The sequence below is a fragment of the Limnospira fusiformis SAG 85.79 genome, from assembly GCF_012516315.1.
In the GTDB taxonomy this organism is placed as follows: domain Bacteria; phylum Cyanobacteriota; class Cyanobacteriia; order Cyanobacteriales; family Microcoleaceae; genus Limnospira; species Limnospira fusiformis.
The window spans coordinates 5,015,945-5,030,999 of record NZ_CP051185.1 but is presented as its reverse complement, the minus strand read 5'-3'; the positions used below and the strand labels follow the sequence as shown (position 1 = coordinate 5,030,999).

General features: G+C 45.2%; 13 protein-coding genes. 9 read left to right on the top strand and 4 right to left on the bottom strand.

Annotated elements, in window-relative coordinates; translation table 11 throughout:
* Window position 1: 1 nt before the first annotated feature.
* The 3 genes from HFV01_RS23555 to alr all read right to left on the bottom strand — a co-directional run bounded on the left by HFV01_RS23555 (window position 2) and on the right by alr (window position 4,681).
* Entirely contained in the window at window positions 2-2,782 is a 2,781-nt protein-coding gene (locus HFV01_RS23555; RefSeq protein WP_193520435.1) for a M16 family metallopeptidase, read from the bottom strand.
* Window positions 2,783-2,959: 177 nt separating this feature from the next.
* On the bottom strand, window positions 2,960-3,463 hold the full coding sequence (locus HFV01_RS23550) for a DUF427 domain-containing protein (protein WP_193520434.1): 504 nt from the start codon (window positions 3,461-3,463) through the stop codon (window positions 2,960-2,962).
* An 18-nt stretch (window positions 3,464-3,481) separates the two neighbouring features.
* The gene (gene alr / locus HFV01_RS23545; RefSeq protein WP_006621649.1) at window positions 3,482-4,681 is read right to left on the bottom strand and encodes an alanine racemase; all 1,200 of its coding nucleotides are present in this window, start codon (window positions 4,679-4,681) and stop codon (window positions 3,482-3,484) included.
* A gap of 141 nt (window positions 4,682-4,822) precedes the next feature.
* Between alr and HFV01_RS23540 the strand changes: the two genes are divergently transcribed.
* From HFV01_RS23540 to HFV01_RS23500, 9 genes are all read left to right on the top strand, one after another.
* Window positions 4,823-5,320, top strand: a complete 498-nt coding sequence (locus HFV01_RS23540; protein WP_006621648.1) for an HNH endonuclease — start codon at window positions 4,823-4,825, stop codon at window positions 5,318-5,320.
* A 674-nt stretch (window positions 5,321-5,994) separates the two neighbouring features.
* Entirely contained in the window at window positions 5,995-6,504 is a 510-nt protein-coding gene (gene sixA, locus HFV01_RS23535) for a phosphohistidine phosphatase SixA (protein ID WP_006621647.1), read from the top strand.
* 105 nt (window positions 6,505-6,609) lie between these two features.
* Window positions 6,610-7,785, top strand: a complete 1,176-nt coding sequence (locus HFV01_RS23530) for a citrate synthase (RefSeq protein ID WP_006667909.1) — start codon at window positions 6,610-6,612, stop codon at window positions 7,783-7,785.
* 176 nt (window positions 7,786-7,961) lie between these two features.
* Window positions 7,962-9,080 (top strand): NADH-quinone oxidoreductase subunit NuoH, encoded by a 1,119-nt coding sequence (gene nuoH / locus HFV01_RS23525; protein WP_006621644.1) that lies wholly within the window; start codon window positions 7,962-7,964, stop codon window positions 9,078-9,080.
* A 62-nt stretch (window positions 9,081-9,142) separates the two neighbouring features.
* On the top strand, window positions 9,143-9,766 hold the full coding sequence (ndhI, locus tag HFV01_RS23520; protein ID WP_006621643.1) for an NAD(P)H-quinone oxidoreductase subunit I: 624 nt from the start codon (window positions 9,143-9,145) through the stop codon (window positions 9,764-9,766).
* A gap of 65 nt (window positions 9,767-9,831) precedes the next feature.
* Complete coding sequence (locus HFV01_RS23515) at window positions 9,832-10,452, top strand: NADH-quinone oxidoreductase subunit J (RefSeq protein WP_006621642.1); 621 nt, start codon at window positions 9,832-9,834, stop codon at window positions 10,450-10,452.
* Window positions 10,453-10,573: 121 nt separating this feature from the next.
* Entirely contained in the window at window positions 10,574-10,879 is a 306-nt protein-coding gene (gene nuoK, locus HFV01_RS23510) for an NADH-quinone oxidoreductase subunit NuoK (protein ID WP_174447153.1), read from the top strand.
* A gap of 383 nt (window positions 10,880-11,262) precedes the next feature.
* Window positions 11,263-12,360, top strand: coding sequence for an ATP-binding protein (locus tag HFV01_RS23505; protein WP_006667905.1), 1,098 nt, complete (start codon window positions 11,263-11,265; stop codon window positions 12,358-12,360).
* Complete coding sequence (locus tag HFV01_RS23500) at window positions 12,357-14,099, top strand: EAL domain-containing response regulator (protein ID WP_006621638.1); 1,743 nt, start codon at window positions 12,357-12,359, stop codon at window positions 14,097-14,099. The genes HFV01_RS23505 and HFV01_RS23500 overlap by 4 nt, the downstream gene beginning before the upstream one ends.
* On the opposite strand, the gene HFV01_RS23495 is transcribed toward HFV01_RS23500, so the two are convergent.
* Entirely contained in the window at window positions 14,093-15,055 is a 963-nt protein-coding gene (locus tag HFV01_RS23495; RefSeq protein WP_006621637.1) for a threo-3-hydroxy-L-aspartate ammonia-lyase, read from the bottom strand. The genes HFV01_RS23500 and HFV01_RS23495 overlap by 7 nt on opposite strands.

The following is a 15,055-nucleotide window of genomic DNA, read 5'->3' as shown; positions in this document are numbered from 1 at the left end:
TCTATTTGGGGCTGTTGACGCGCCCGACAAAAGGTTTGGTAATGGCGGGTTGGGAAGTGACAACAATTATGCGATCGCGGTGGATAAGTTCCCTGGCGACTTGGTTAACTAATGAGGGAGTCACCGCGTCAATTTTTTGGTAAAATTGATTAAGTTCTGTGGGGGTAAATTGGAAGATTTCATTCCACATAATTACACCAGCGAGAAACTCAGGATCTCCTAAAGCTACACGATCGCTCGAAATTATATTATGTTTAGCGGTTTCTACTTCGGCGGGGGTAACTCCCTGTTGCTGAACTTGTTTGAGTAGGGCGAGGGTTTTCTCAATTGCTAATGCTGCGTTTTCCGGTGCGGTTTGCATTTCGATAGTGAAACAACCCCAACGCCACCCGGAATTAAACCAACTATACACCCCATAGGTGAGTCCGTGGCGATCGCGCAATTCCAGTCCTAGGCGACTTGACAAAGTGCCACCCCCTAGGATGTGATTAAGAACTAGGGCTGCATAATAGCGGGAATCGTGGCGGTCTATGCTAGGATATCCCATGGCGGTGACTGACTCCACTATACCGGGTATCTCTTCCTGTAGCCAGACAAATTTGGTGGGTAGGGAAACGGGCGGCCAAGGATTTTCCGGGGCGGTGGTTTGGTTTTTCCAGGAGCCAAATTCGGTTTCGATTTGCGATCGCATCAACCCTAAATCAAAATCTCCGACTACTACCAAAACTGTCCGCTCAGGGCGATAATAAGTCCTCTGGAAATTCTTAATCTCATCACGAGAGATGGCTCTGAGGCTGTTCTGGGTGGGGTAACTATGCAGCGGGTGGTTTTTGGGATAAAGCTGCTTTTGTAGGGCGCGGTGGCTCACATAGGCGGGATTCTGTTCAGATTCTAGTAACTCAGATATCTGTTGTTGGCGGGTCAGTTCTAACCATTTTTGGGGAAAGGTGGGATTTTGCAATACATCAGCCAGCGTTTCCAAAACCAGAAGCCAATCACCACTGAGAGCGGAAGCCGAAATATCTACCCCTTCCGTGGCGGCAGTAAATTCGAGATTTGCGCCTCGATTTTCCAGACGACGGGCTAATGATTGCCCATTATAACTGACTGTTCCACTCATTAGGTTTTCCGCAGTTAGTAGGGCTAACCCTTCCCGACCTTGGGGGTCAAATTCTTCCCCGGCTTTCACAAATCCCCGAATTGATATCGATGGGGTACTATTGTCCGCTAGTAATAACACTCGCATCCCATTATCTAGGGTGAAAGACTCCGGCGGCGTGATGGTGTGAACTTTCGCGGGGGGAATTTCTGGCAGATATTGGCTGATGGCTGCTGGGTCTGGGGGTTCACTAATGCGATGATGACCGTTCGTTTGGATATTAACTTTAGTGGCGGCGGAATTAAGAGCATTTGGGTCTGTTGTTGACTCGGTTTGGGTCTGGGTGGGTTCAAATCTTCCCAGGGTGCGATATTCTGGTTTGAGATAGGTTTGGGCGACTTTTTGCACGTCTGCTGCTGTGACTTTGGCGATCGCTTTTAGATAATCTTCTGTATAGCGATAATTCCCCGTTGTTGTCCAGTCTAAACCTAATTGCATGGCTTGACTGGTCAGATCACGATTTTCCAGGATGGAACTAGCAATAATTTGGGTTTTGGCGCGATCAAGTTCTTCCGTAGTCACCAATTTTTGTTGTAGTTTGACAATCATTTTTTGCCAGGCTTTATCGAGGCGGTTCAGAGATTTGATGTTAGTGGTAGTTCCCCACATTTCTAACCAACCTCCCGCACTTAAATTAACTACTGTACTGCCAGCATCCGTCGCAATTCCACTATCGATTAATTCTTGATAAATCCGAGAACTACGACCACCATTATCTAAAATATAATCCAGGATATTCAGGGCGGGAATATCATCATGATTAATGGCGGGGATTGGATAAATTGCTAGGCTGAAGGGGACGGCTCCCGGTTCCTGTAGAATAATCGGTTGATTTGATGGTAAAATCTGGGGGGGAAAGGTACTGGGAATTTGTCCGCGCTGTACACGGGTGGGAGGTTCATCCGGGTTAGGAATGCCGCCAAAGATTTCCTGAATTGTGGTGAGGATTGATGCGGGGTCAAAGTCACCAACCACAATTAAAACCGCGTTATCAGGGCGATAATTGAGATGGTAATAAGAACGCACATGATCGACCGTGAAAGTTTCGACATCGGCTTTAGTTCCACCAATCATTAAACCGTAGGGATGATGAGGAAAGGCGGCTTCCATGACGGCGCGACTGAGGCGATATTGGGCGCTATTTTCATATCCCTGTAACTCGGAGATAACTACTCCTTTTTCTTTGTCAAGTTGCTCTGGAGAAATCAGGGCATTTTTGAGGCGATCGCCTTCCAAAATGAGAACGCTTTTTAAGGCATTAGATTCCACAGTATTATGATATGCTGTCTGGTCATAACCTGTAAAAGCATTAAAATCTCCCCCCAAGGTTTCTAATAAACTACCATATTGAATAGGGCGGGTAGTAGTACCTTGAAACATCATGTGTTCCAGTTGATGCGCGATACCATTATCCCCCGGTTGTTCGTCTAGTGAGCCGATTTTATACCATACCTGGACTGTCACAACTGGGGCGGTATGGACGGGTTTGGTTAAAACGGTCAGACCATTTTCTAGGATGGTTTGAGTCACGTTTTGGCTGGGGTGAATGGTGGTGGCTTCTGTGGTTAAATTGGGTGGAAAGGATGGATTTAAAATCACTTGGTTTAAAGGGTTAGTTACCATTAAAAATTGGTTGAATCTCGCGCCATACAGGATTAACTAATTATGGCTAATGATACTGGTAATCATGGCTATCTCAAGATTCATATATACTCGGAGATTTGGGGTTATTTAATGACCGCCAGAGGGATAGTTATTAACTGTTCTCTCTAGCGGTGTTCAGGTGAAATGATTAAGGATTTACCAGCCCATTGTCCCCGCCCCACCTTTAAAAGGTCCGACAATATCTTGAGTAATCCAACCGCCGTAAAAATCTCCGGGTTGAGATTGCACTAACTCATCATTAACATAACATTCATCCATGAGACTAGCATAGAAGCTGTAACAGTCTTGGATATCGACAAAACTGGGAGTTGGCTGCACATAACGCCAAGCGGCATTAGATACTCGTTTATTTCCGACAATGACATCATAATAAACACAAACTCCCTTCCATTCGCACATAGTGCGGCGGGAAGTTTCCACAAGATATTCAAGTTGAATATCATCGCCGGGAATGTAGTATGTTGGGGGGTGGCTAGTTTCTAAAACCCGTTTAGCGTTGCGGGAGTCAGCGAGAGTAATGCCATTAAAAATAATCCGCAGGTGTTTATTGGTATCCTCCAATTTGGCGGGACGGGGATAGTCCCAAACTGATTCTTGTCCGGGACCAGGGGTAATCGGTGATGGTCTAAAAAAACTCATGTTTTGTGGTTTCAGGGTTTAATTAATAAGAATCCGAGGAAGGCGATGTTTAAATCCACAGAGGATTTCCCAGGAAATCGTGCCTAACTGTTCCGCCCAATCATCGGCGGAAATGCTATGATGGCGATCGCTTCCCAAAAGGGTGACCACTTCTCCGACCTGTAAATCAGGAATAGCAGTTACATCTAACATTAACTGATCCATTGTGATTGCGCCAATTTGGGGGACGAATTGACCGCGAATTAGGACTTTCATCTGGTTAGACAGGTGGCGGGGTACTCCGTCAGCATAGCCAATACCCACAACTGCAATGGGAGTCTTTTGTTTGGCGATAAATTTATATCCGTAACTAACGCCGCACCCAGCTTCAATGGTTTTGATTTGGGTAACACGGGCGCGAATACTCATGGCGGGCTGAAGATTGACGACCGATCGCAAATGAGGGGCGGGATATAATCCATAAAGGGATAAGCCGACCCTGACCATATCATAATGTAAAGCTGGGTCGGTTAAGGTGGCGGCGGAGTTGGCTAGATGTAAACAGGGTTTGACGGTAGGGATAGAGAAGAGGGTTGTATGTTCCTGAATTTGGGCTAAGACCTGTTGAAAGCGCCAATGTTGCTGATCCATAATGGTGCGATCGCGAATATCAGCGGTGGCGAAGTGGGAATATATGCCAGAAATCTCCAAATTAGGTAATCCCCGCACCAGTTGCACAAATTCTAGGGCTTGTTCCCACCAAGTCCCCAGCCGTGACATTCCGGTATCTATATTAAGTTGAACGGGTAGCGATCGCTTAATTGATTGGAGAGTTTCCGAGAAAAGTAGGGCTTGAGTCGGCGTGCATAAAGTGGGTTGTAGTCCCCAATGGGCGATCGCCTTGATCTCATCAGAAGTATGAACAGCCCCCAGCACTAAAATAGGCTGTTGAATACCTAAGCGCCGCAATTCAATACCTTCGGGAATGGTAGCCACCGCGAAATCGTCAACCCCAATTTCAGACACAATTTTAGCCACACTCACCGCCCCATGACCATAGGCATCTGCTTTAATTACAGCCATCAACCTAGTTTCCGGGGATAGTAGGTGGCGGATCTGTTTGACGTTATTGGCGATCGCCCAGCGGTCTACTTCTACCCAAGCACGATGTTCACATTCACCCTCATAGGTATAGGTGCGATCGTCCTGGGCTAGTGGCTCAGATTTCCTGCTAACCATTATCATTCCTTAGCGCGAAAGTTAAAATACACAGATACCAATTAGATACCAATATCGTCTGGGGATTTCCCGACCCAGGCCAAAAATTTAAATATATGATAATATCGGGTCAAAATCATTACATCGCAGCAATTTATTAGTATGGGCAATGTTCTGGTGTTGAATGCCTCCTATGAACCGCTCAATATCACGACTTGGCGGCGGGCGGTGGTCTTATTGTTGAAGGAAAAGGCGGAACAAGTTGAGCATAATGGTAAGTATCTGCTACCAGATTTTCCCCTCCCAACTGTGATCCGATTACGTCATTATGTCCGAGTCCCCTATAAAGAAATTCCATTAACCCGAAGGAATATCTTGCAGCGCGATTGCCACTCTTGTCAATACTGTGGCTATAAGGGGGATGAATTGACTGTTGATCATGTGATTCCGCGATCGCGCCAAGGGGGTGATACTTGGGAAAATCTGGTAACCGCTTGTATGCGCTGTAATGTCAAAAAGGGCTGTCGCACCCCGAAGGAAGCCGGAATGCCTTTGAGACATCCCCCCCGAAAGCCTTACAGCAGCCTTTATTTTGAGGTGACTCGACACCTCAAAAGTGGCATGAACCAAGAATGGCAAAAATATATGATTGGCTTGTGAAGCCCCTGGATACAATGATACCCAGGGGTTTTTGTATAGGGGAGGTCTTGTGACCGACAGTTGGGAAAATGGCCAGCCAGATCTTCCCACGGCGGCTAAATACTCCAGCTACCCCAATAATACCAATAATAAATGTAGGGGCGGGTTCTACTGTTAATTACAGAAGGGGGCGACAAGATTAATTAACCCGCCCTCTGATACCCCCCGTTAATTACAGAAGGGGGCGACAAGATTAATTAACCCGCCCTCTGATACCCCCCGTTAATTACAGAAGGGGGCGACAAGATTAATTAACCCGCCCTCTGATACCCCCCGTTAATTACAGAAGGGGGCGACAAGATTAATTAACCCGCCCTCTGATACAGCTTGTTCACCAGTCGCTTAATACATTGCCCTCACCCTAAATCTGGATCCCAGAGAGGGAGAGGGACTTTGAGAAGTGATCAGATGATTTCTGAACAGGCTGTACCCCCCGTTAATTACAGAAGGAAGAGGGGGCGACAAGATTAATTAACCCGCCCTCTGATACCCCCCGTTAATTACAGAAGGAAGAGGGGGCGACAAGATTAATTAACCCGCCCTCTGGAAGATTGTCGCATACCCGGAAATTTTGGGCCATAGCCAGATTTTTCCACGTTCAATGTATCTTTAGCAATCAATTCGGGAATTTTGAGATGAGTAACTTATATTTAATTCGTCATGGAATCGCCGCCGATCGCGGTACTTACCAAAAGGACGAACAACGTCCCCTCACCCCAGAAGGCGATCGCAAAACCCGTCAAGTAGCCCTTACACTGAAACAGCTCAAAATTCAGTTTCATTGTATACTTTCCAGTCCTCTTGTGCGCGCCAGACAAACCGCCGAAATTCTCCAATCAACCGGACTGAGTTCCCGGTTAGAAATCTTGCCAGCCCTAGCCCCTGATGGTGACATTCAACAATGGTTAGATTGGTACGGAAACCATGACAAAACTAGGGATAAGGATTGGGCGCTAGTCGGACACCAACCGGATTTAGGCAATTGGGCAGAATATCTAATCTGGCAAAAATCTGCAGATGTTTTAATCGTGAAAAAAGCTGGTATAATTGGAATCAAAATTCCCAAACAGGGTATGATACAAGGGAATTCCCGTCTGTTTTGGTTGACAGCTCCTAAATTTTTGTTGGGACTAAATGAACGTTAACTTTTATTAACAGCCATTTGTTAATTAATTATTTTAAAATGGCGTTTGTTTCAATGTGTCTGGTAATGTAATACCTGTACATTCTACACATATAGAAAAGCTCCTATGACTACAACGAGTGAGTTTAAGCCCGGTTTAGAGGGCGTTCCCGCTACGCTGTCAAGCATCAGCTACGTTGATGGACAAAAAGGACTCCTGGAATACCGAGGGATCAGCATCGAGCAGTTGGCTGAACAAAGCACATTTTTGGAAACTGCCTATTTGTTGATCTGGGGAAAACTGCCAACGAAAGACGAACTCGCAGATTTTGAGCATGAAATCCGCTATCACCGTCGGATTAAATATCGGATTCGGGACATGATGAAATGCTTTCCCGAAACCGGTCACCCCATGGATGCTCTGCAAACCTCAGCGGCTGCTTTAGGGCTGTTCTACTCCCGTCGCGCCTTAGATAATCCCGAGTACATTCGCCAAGCGGTAGTGCGACTGCTGGCGAAAATTCCGACGATGGTAGCAGCTTTTAAACTGATGCGGAAAGGGAATGATCCGGTACAACCCAGGGACGATTTGGACTACTCCGCCAACTTCCTATATATGCTGAGTGAAATGGAACCGGACCCGTTAGCAGCTCGTGTTTTTGATGTGTGCTTAACTCTCCATGCAGAACACACCATCAACGCTTCGACATTTTCGGCAATGGTGACAGCTTCGACGTTAACTGACCCCTATGCGGTGATCGCGTCGGCGGTGGGAACTTTAGCAGGTCCACTGCACGGGGGTGCTAACGAGGAAGTTCTGGAAATGCTCGAAGAAATTGGTTCTGTGGAAAATGTCCGGCCCTACCTAGATAGCTTGATGGAGAAAAAAGCCAAAATTATGGGCTTTGGTCATCGGGTGTATAAAGTCAAAGACCCGAGGGCAACTATTCTTCAGAATTTGGCAGAGCAACTGTTTGAGAAGTTTGGTTCCGACCAATACTATGAAGTGGCGGTGGAATTAGAAAAGGTGGTTCAGGAACGGTTGGGACATAAGGGTATTTATGCCAATGTGGACTTCTATTCTGGTTTGGTGTACCGGAAATTGGGTATTCCCTCGGACTTGTTTACTCCGATTTTTGCGATCGCTCGGGTAGCTGGATGGTTAGCGCACTGGAAAGAACAATTGGTCAAGAACCGCATTTATCGACCCACCCAGATCTACACGGGAAATCATGCGGAAACTTATATCCCCATTCATGACCGCAACTGTGCGATCGACCTGCAAGGTCCAGTGATTAAATAGGTATTGAACCACTACAGATTGGGATTGGGGGAAAGGGCAATAGCCCCCCCCATTTCCTTTTTTTGGGGGCAGAAATTCCCCCGGCGGTGAAAATTTCCCCCGCTCGTGAAGATTTGAGTCCCTCCAGCGGTTATACTGATCAGGGGAATTGCAGCCGTTTTGAATGCGAATAATATATGAATCCAGGAATTGATATACAAGGAAGTTTCATTCAAGTCCTCCTAGATTTGGGTATACCAACAGGGGTGGCTAAAATTCTGTGGATGCCATTTCCCATGGGATTAATGCTAGTTGGTGCTACCGTAGGAGTATTAGGATCGGTTTGGTTGGAACGAAAAATATCCGCCGCCGCTCAACAACGTATCGGACCCGAATATATTGGCCCGATGGGGAGTTTGGCTCCCCTGGCAGATGGCCTGAAACTTTTGCTAAAGGAAGATATTGTCCCGTTTAAGGCAGATCCGCTATTATTTACTCTCGGCCCGATTATTGTGTCGATTCCGGTGTTTTTGTCTTACCTGATTGTGCCGTTTGGACAAAATTTGGCGATCGCTAATCTGGGGACAGCAATATTTTTGTGGATCGCCCTATCGAGTATTCAGCCTATTGGTCTACTGATGTCCGGCTACGCTTCCAATAATAAATACTCCCTACTGGGAGGGCTACGGGCCGCCGCTCAGTCCATCAGTTACGAAATTCCCCTCGCCCTAGCCGTGTTGGCCGTGGTGATGATGTCTAATAGCCTCAGTACCCTTGATATTGTGCAACAACAGTCCGGCTATGGCATCCTGGGTTGGAACGTCTGGCGACAACCTGTGGGTTTTGCGATTTTCTGTATTGCCGCTTTGGCTGAGTGTGAAAGATTACCTTTTGATTTACCAGAAGCTGAGGAAGAGTTGATCGCTGGATATCAGACGGAATATTCCGGGATGAAATTTGCTCTGTATTACCTGGCTTCCTATGTCAACCTGGTACTATCTGCCCTGTTGGTATCAGTTTTGTACCTTGGGGGTTGGAATTTTCCGATTCCCGTCGTGGCGATCGCAGGACTTTTGGGCGTGAGTGAAACCACCCCTTGGTTACAGGTGCTAACCGCCAGTCTCGGCATTACCATGACTATCCTGAAAGCCTATCTACTGGTATTTACTGCTATTCTGATCCGGTGGACCGTCCCTAGGGTTCGTATTGACCAACTGCTTAACCTGGGTTGGAAATTCTTACTCCCCGTGGCTTTGGTAAATCTTTTGCTAACAGCCGCCTTAAAACTAGCATTTCCCATAGCTTTTGGGGGATAAATATTAAAGGGGGCTAATCCCTAAACTTAAGTTAACCCAAGCTAAGACACTCCGAAAACACTATGCTCAAGTTTCTTAACCAAGTTGGCGACTACGCCAAGGAAACCATTCAAGCCGCTAAATATATCGGTCAGGGTCTATCTGTCACCTTTGACCACATGAAGCGGCGACCCATTACTGTTCAATACCCCTATGAAAAACTGATTCCTTCCGAAAGGTTCCGGGGTCGCATTCACTTTGAGTTTGATAAGTGCATCTCCTGCGAGGTCTGCGTCAGGGTATGCCCCATTAACCTCCCCGTCGTAGACTGGGAATTTAACCGGGAAACTAAGAAAAAGAAACTCAAACACTACAGCATCGATTTTGGCGTTTGCATCTTCTGCGGTAATTGTGTCGAATATTGTCCGACTAATTGTCTGTCAATGACGGAAGAATACGAACTGGCGGCTTACGATCGCCATGAGTTGAACTATGATAGTGTGGCACTGGGACGGTTACCCTACAAGGTGACTGATGATCCGATGGTGACTCCCCTGCGGGAACTTGCCTATTTACCCAAGGGAGTTATGGACCCCCACGATCTTCCCCCAAATTCCCGTCGTTCTGGTTTGCGTCCAGAGGAAATTCTCGATAAGATGGAACAACAACGGGATGGGGAATCCCAAGCTAAGGCAGAAAAAGCCTGATTTTAATAACTTTGGCAGGGGTAATGTCTCCATTACCCAAACTTTGATAACTCTAGGATATGCCCGTGAATTTAGCAGAAGGGGTTCAGGTCGTTTCCTTTGGCCTGCTAACCATCATGATGATTGGCTCCGCTTTGGGTGTGGTTTTGCTCAAAAATATCGTTTACTCGGCATTTTTGCTGGGAGGCGTGTTTATGAGCATGGCTGGATTATATCTCCTACTCAATGCGGATTTTGTGGCTGCGGCTCAAGTTTTGATTTATGTCGGTTCTGTTAATGTCTTGATCCTGTTTGGGATCATGTTGGTTAACAAACAACAGGATTTTCGGGTTTTACCTAATGCTGGGCTGCGCCAAATTGCTACGGCTGTGGTCTGTGTGGGCTTATTTGCTCTGTTGTCTACTATGGTGTTATCAACGCCATGGTCGGTTACGACTACAGTGGTGACCATTGAAAGTTCGGCGATCGCTATTGGTGAACATTTCTTTACTGACTTTTTGCTACCCTTTGAGTTAGCTTCTGTGTTCTTGCTAATGGCTATGGTGGGAGCTATTGTTCTCGCTCGTCGGGATTTTCTCCCCGATGCTTCTAACGCGCCAACTACAACTACACCTCTTTTAATGCTCACCGAGCGCCCCCGGGAACTGGTCTCCGTTTCTGGTAGCTCTGAGGATTCCTCCGAATAATGGCTAGAGTAGCGATCGGTTAATCTACAGCGAGGCTATTTAACCCTGGGTTAGGCCTTCGCTGTGGTGATCCCGATGGCATTACACAGACACTTGGAAATCTTAAAAATTGTTTATGGAATTGCAACTTCAATATTTTCTATTGGTCGCGGCGGCTTTGTTTTGTATTGGTATCTATGGATTGATTACTAGCCGTAATGCGGTCCGGGTTCTCATGTCTATTGAGTTACTGCTTAATGCTGTTAACCTCAATTTGATGGGGTTTTCTAACTATTTGGACTCTGGGAGTATTAAGGGTCAAGTTTTTGCGGTGTTTGTCATTACCGTGGCGGCGGCGGAGGCGGCGGTCGGTTTGGCGATCGTCTTGACAATTTATCGTAACCGTGATACGGTCGATATGGAAGAGTTTAACTTGTTAAAGTGGTAGTCTTCCTAACTCAAACTAATCATTGAAAGCCTGGTTTCTAAGGAAATTAGGCTTTTTTGGTGGTGGACTCTAAGACGAGAGGGGCGATCGCAGAAGTAAGATCTTATTTTCATTGTGCTAGAATGTTGTAGTGCAGGAATCCCTTGAGCTATCAGGGTATTCCCAGGGTCTAGCACAATTGCCAATTGGGGTCAACGGGTTCCCGATAACTGAATATGGTAAACCCTTTCAGTGAGGGGGAGTTGTTGAACTCGGAAAACCCTGGCTTTGATGGCTAGTGGGTTCAGTTTCACTTAGCACTCTTATCATCAGAGAAAATTATTATAGATACTTCACCTATTATTGTTGGACCGGAGACTAAAATAATTGATGCGATCGCTCTAATGAAGGAGTTGGACGCACAAGTTGTTTTGGTTGTCAATGACAGTACCCCGATTGGTTCATTCAGCGCCAAGGAGGTAGTCGATGTCGTGTCGAAAAAAATAGATCTAAATGAGACTAAAGTGGCAGAAGTAATGAAGGAATTACCACTGGTCTTCAAAAAGTCACATTTGCCGAATATCTCTAGCCTAATTTCATTATTTAATAATGCTAAAACTGATTTTTGTGTCGTAGTTAATGACGAAAATCATTTATTGGGATTAATTTCGAGTTACCGACTTTTACAAATTCTGAACAATCCCATATTATATCAATCAGTTTATCAACTCCAAGAACAGCTTGATATTCTGCAAAGTGACAATGATGATTGGCGGGATGAGACCCAAGCACAAATAGACCAAATACAGGCAGAATTTCAAGACCTAAAAACTCGTTTAATTACGACAATTTCCCATGAGTTAAGGACTCCCTTAACTACTATTTCTTTCTCGGCTGGATTATTAGAAAGTTATAGTCAGAGAATTTCCGATGACAAAAAACGCACCCATTTTCAGAGAATCAGGGTAGGAATCCAGCAAATGACAGAACTTTTAAATGATATTCTCATCATTGAAAAAGCGGAATCTGGCAAGTTAATCCCCCATCCCGTGGTGGTGAATCTGAAAGAGTTTTGCGCTAACTTAATTGCGGAAATTCAACTAACCACGGATAAACACAATTTAATTTTTACCTGTCCTAGCAGTTTCCCGGATACCAGACTTGATGAGTATTTAATCTCACAAATACTAACTAACCTGATTTCTAACGCGATTAAGTATTCCCAGGCGGGGGGGGATATTAAAATAGACTTGACTTGTGAGGATGATCGGGTTATCTTGATGATTAAGGACTCAGGTATTGGCATTCCTAAGTTGGATCTCAAACACCTATTTGAGCCGTTTCACCGTGGTAGCAATGTGGGGAATATATCAGGAACAGGACTGGGGTTGCCTTTGGTGAAAAAAGCGGTAGATTTACAGCTTGGTGAAATTCGGGTGGAAAGTGAAGAAGGAATAGGAACAACTTGTACAGTTATCTTGCCATCTAAATTAGAGGAATGAAAAAAATTCTGATTATTGAAGATGAAAGATTGGTCAGAGAGAACTTGGTGGAACTGCTAACATTTGAGAATTTCCAAGTGTTGGAAGCTACCGATGGTCTGCGGGGTGTTAAACTGGCTGAACAGGAGCAACCTGATCTGATTTTGTGTGATGTGATGATGCCGATACTTGATGGTTATGGGGTTCTCGCACAGCTTCGACAGAACCCGAAAACGGCAATTATTCCGTTTATTTTTATGACGGCTTTAGCCGATCGCATGAATACCCGCAAGGCTATGGAGTTGGGTGCTGATGATTATATTACTAAACCCTGTTCAGCAGCGGAGCTAATGCGATCAATTACCGTGCGTTTAGAAAAATATTCCAATATGCAACGGTATTATCAAAATAATCAGAGTCAAATTGTATCTACAGAATCACCACTGAATCAACTGTTGGACTGGGACGGAATCACTAATTTACCGAATCGTTTGGCTTTGCGCGATCGCTTTGAACAAATTTTAGAGAATTTACCAAGTTACGATTCGGGATTAATTCCCATTGTCTGTTTGAGTGTAGATAGATTTAAGCGGATTAATGACATCCTTGGTTATGAGTCGGCGGAAGCACTACTTAAAGCGGTGGGAGAAAGACTGGTTAAAGCTATGGATAATCAGGGGACTGTAGCTTATTTGACCAGTGGAGAGTTTGCGATTATTGGTGAGTTCACTGGCTCGGAAAATCAAGTCCATGAGCAAGCCCAACTACTCAGGGATGCTGTGGCTGAACCCTTATTAATTAGGGGTCATGAAATTGTGATTATGTCTAGTATGGGAATTGCTCTGTATCCTCTTCATGGTCAGGAGATTGATTCGCTGTTAAAAAATAGTCAAATTGCTTTAAATTCGAGTCGCAGTTATGGAGGAAACCGCTGTACAGTATATCGAGATAGTTTACAGGTGATCTCAGCGGATAGTCTGGCTTTAGAAGCGGATTTGCAAAAAGCGATCGCCAGGAATGAGTTACAACTTTATTATCAGCCAAAAGTCTGCTTAAAAACTGGTAAAATTGTGGGTGCTGAGGCTTTGCTGAGGTGGAATAGGCGCAATAATGGTCTAGTCCCACCGGCGTTATTTATTCCTTTGGCTGAAGAAACAGGTTTAATTCAAGCTCTTGGAGAATGGGTAGTTAAAACGGCTTGTAATCAAATCAAAAATTGGGCAAATTTAGGCCTGTTAATTCCGGTAGCGATTAATGTTTCAGCTGATCAGTTTAATCATCCTGATTTTTGCCACCATTTAAGGGAAATTTTACAAAGTGAAGGGGTAGATCCGGCTTATTTGGAACTAGAGTTAACCGAAAGTATCTTGGTGAAAAATGAGGAGTTATCTATCCGGAAGTTAAAGGAATTAAATTCTCTGGGTTTAAAAATTGCCATTGATGATTTTGGGACGGGTTACTCTTCTCTTAACTATTTAAATAAGTTTCGTTTTGATACTTTGAAACTAGACCGTTGCTTTGTGAAGGATGTTGATAAAAATCCGAAAACTCAAGCTATTGTGAAGGCGGTTACTATGATGACCAAACAACTTAACTTAAAGGTGGTGGCGGAAGGGGTACAAACGGAAGAAGAACTGGCGTTTATTTATGACAATTTATGTGATGAAATTCAGGGTTATATTTTCAGTCCCCCCCTGACGGCTGCTCAGTTTGAAGGTTTATTAAAAAGCGATCCTGATTTTAACCTACCCAATTATTGAAATAAAGCGATCGCCTCTTTTAAATCCACATTACCGCCACTAATAATCACCCCAACACGACGATTAGCAGCGGGGACAATTCCCGAAAGTAAAGCGGCTGTGGCTAATGCTCCGGTGGGTTCTACCACCAATTTTAACCTTTCCCATAAAAACCGCATCGCCTCAATAATTTGAGTTTCGGAAACCGTTACCATATCATCAACAGTCTCTAGGATAATCGGAAAGGTGAGACTTCCCAAATAAGGTGTTCTCGCGCCATCAGCAATAGTTTGGGGGTTGTGAATAGTCTGGAGAATTTTAGTCTTAAATGACCGGGTAGCATCGTCTGCTAAAGCGGGTTCAACGCCGATAATTTGACAAGCCGGAGAAAGTTGGCGAGTAGCGATCGCACAACCGGAAAGCAAGCCACCGCCGCCACAACAAACTAACAATAAATCCAATTCTCCTACATCCTCAATTAACTCTAATGCTGTAGTTCCCTGTCCGGCGATAATATCGGGATGATTATAGGGGGGAATAATGGTAGCATTTCTTTCCTCGGCTAGTTGTTGACAATATTTTTCTCGCACTACTTCCGAGGGATTATACAGGACAATTTCCGCGCCATAATTGGCTGTAGCCGATCGCTTGACAGCGGGGGCATTGTCTGGCATAATGATAGTGGTGTTGATTCCTAGAATTGACCCGGCTTGTGCGATCGCTTGGGCGTGATTGCCGGAGGAATAGGTAAACACGCCCTGTTGCCGTTTCGGATCTAGCAAAGATAGGGCATTGAAAGCACCACGAAACTTAAATGATCCGGTACGTTGGAAATTCTCGCACTTAAAAAAAACCGTCCCCCCAGTTAGTCGATTCACGGTGGTAGATGTAACCACTGGGGTGGGCTTAATGTAGCCCTGGAGACGTGCGGAGGCGGCAGCAACTGCGTTAAAGTTAACTGGTAACTGGCTATCCAT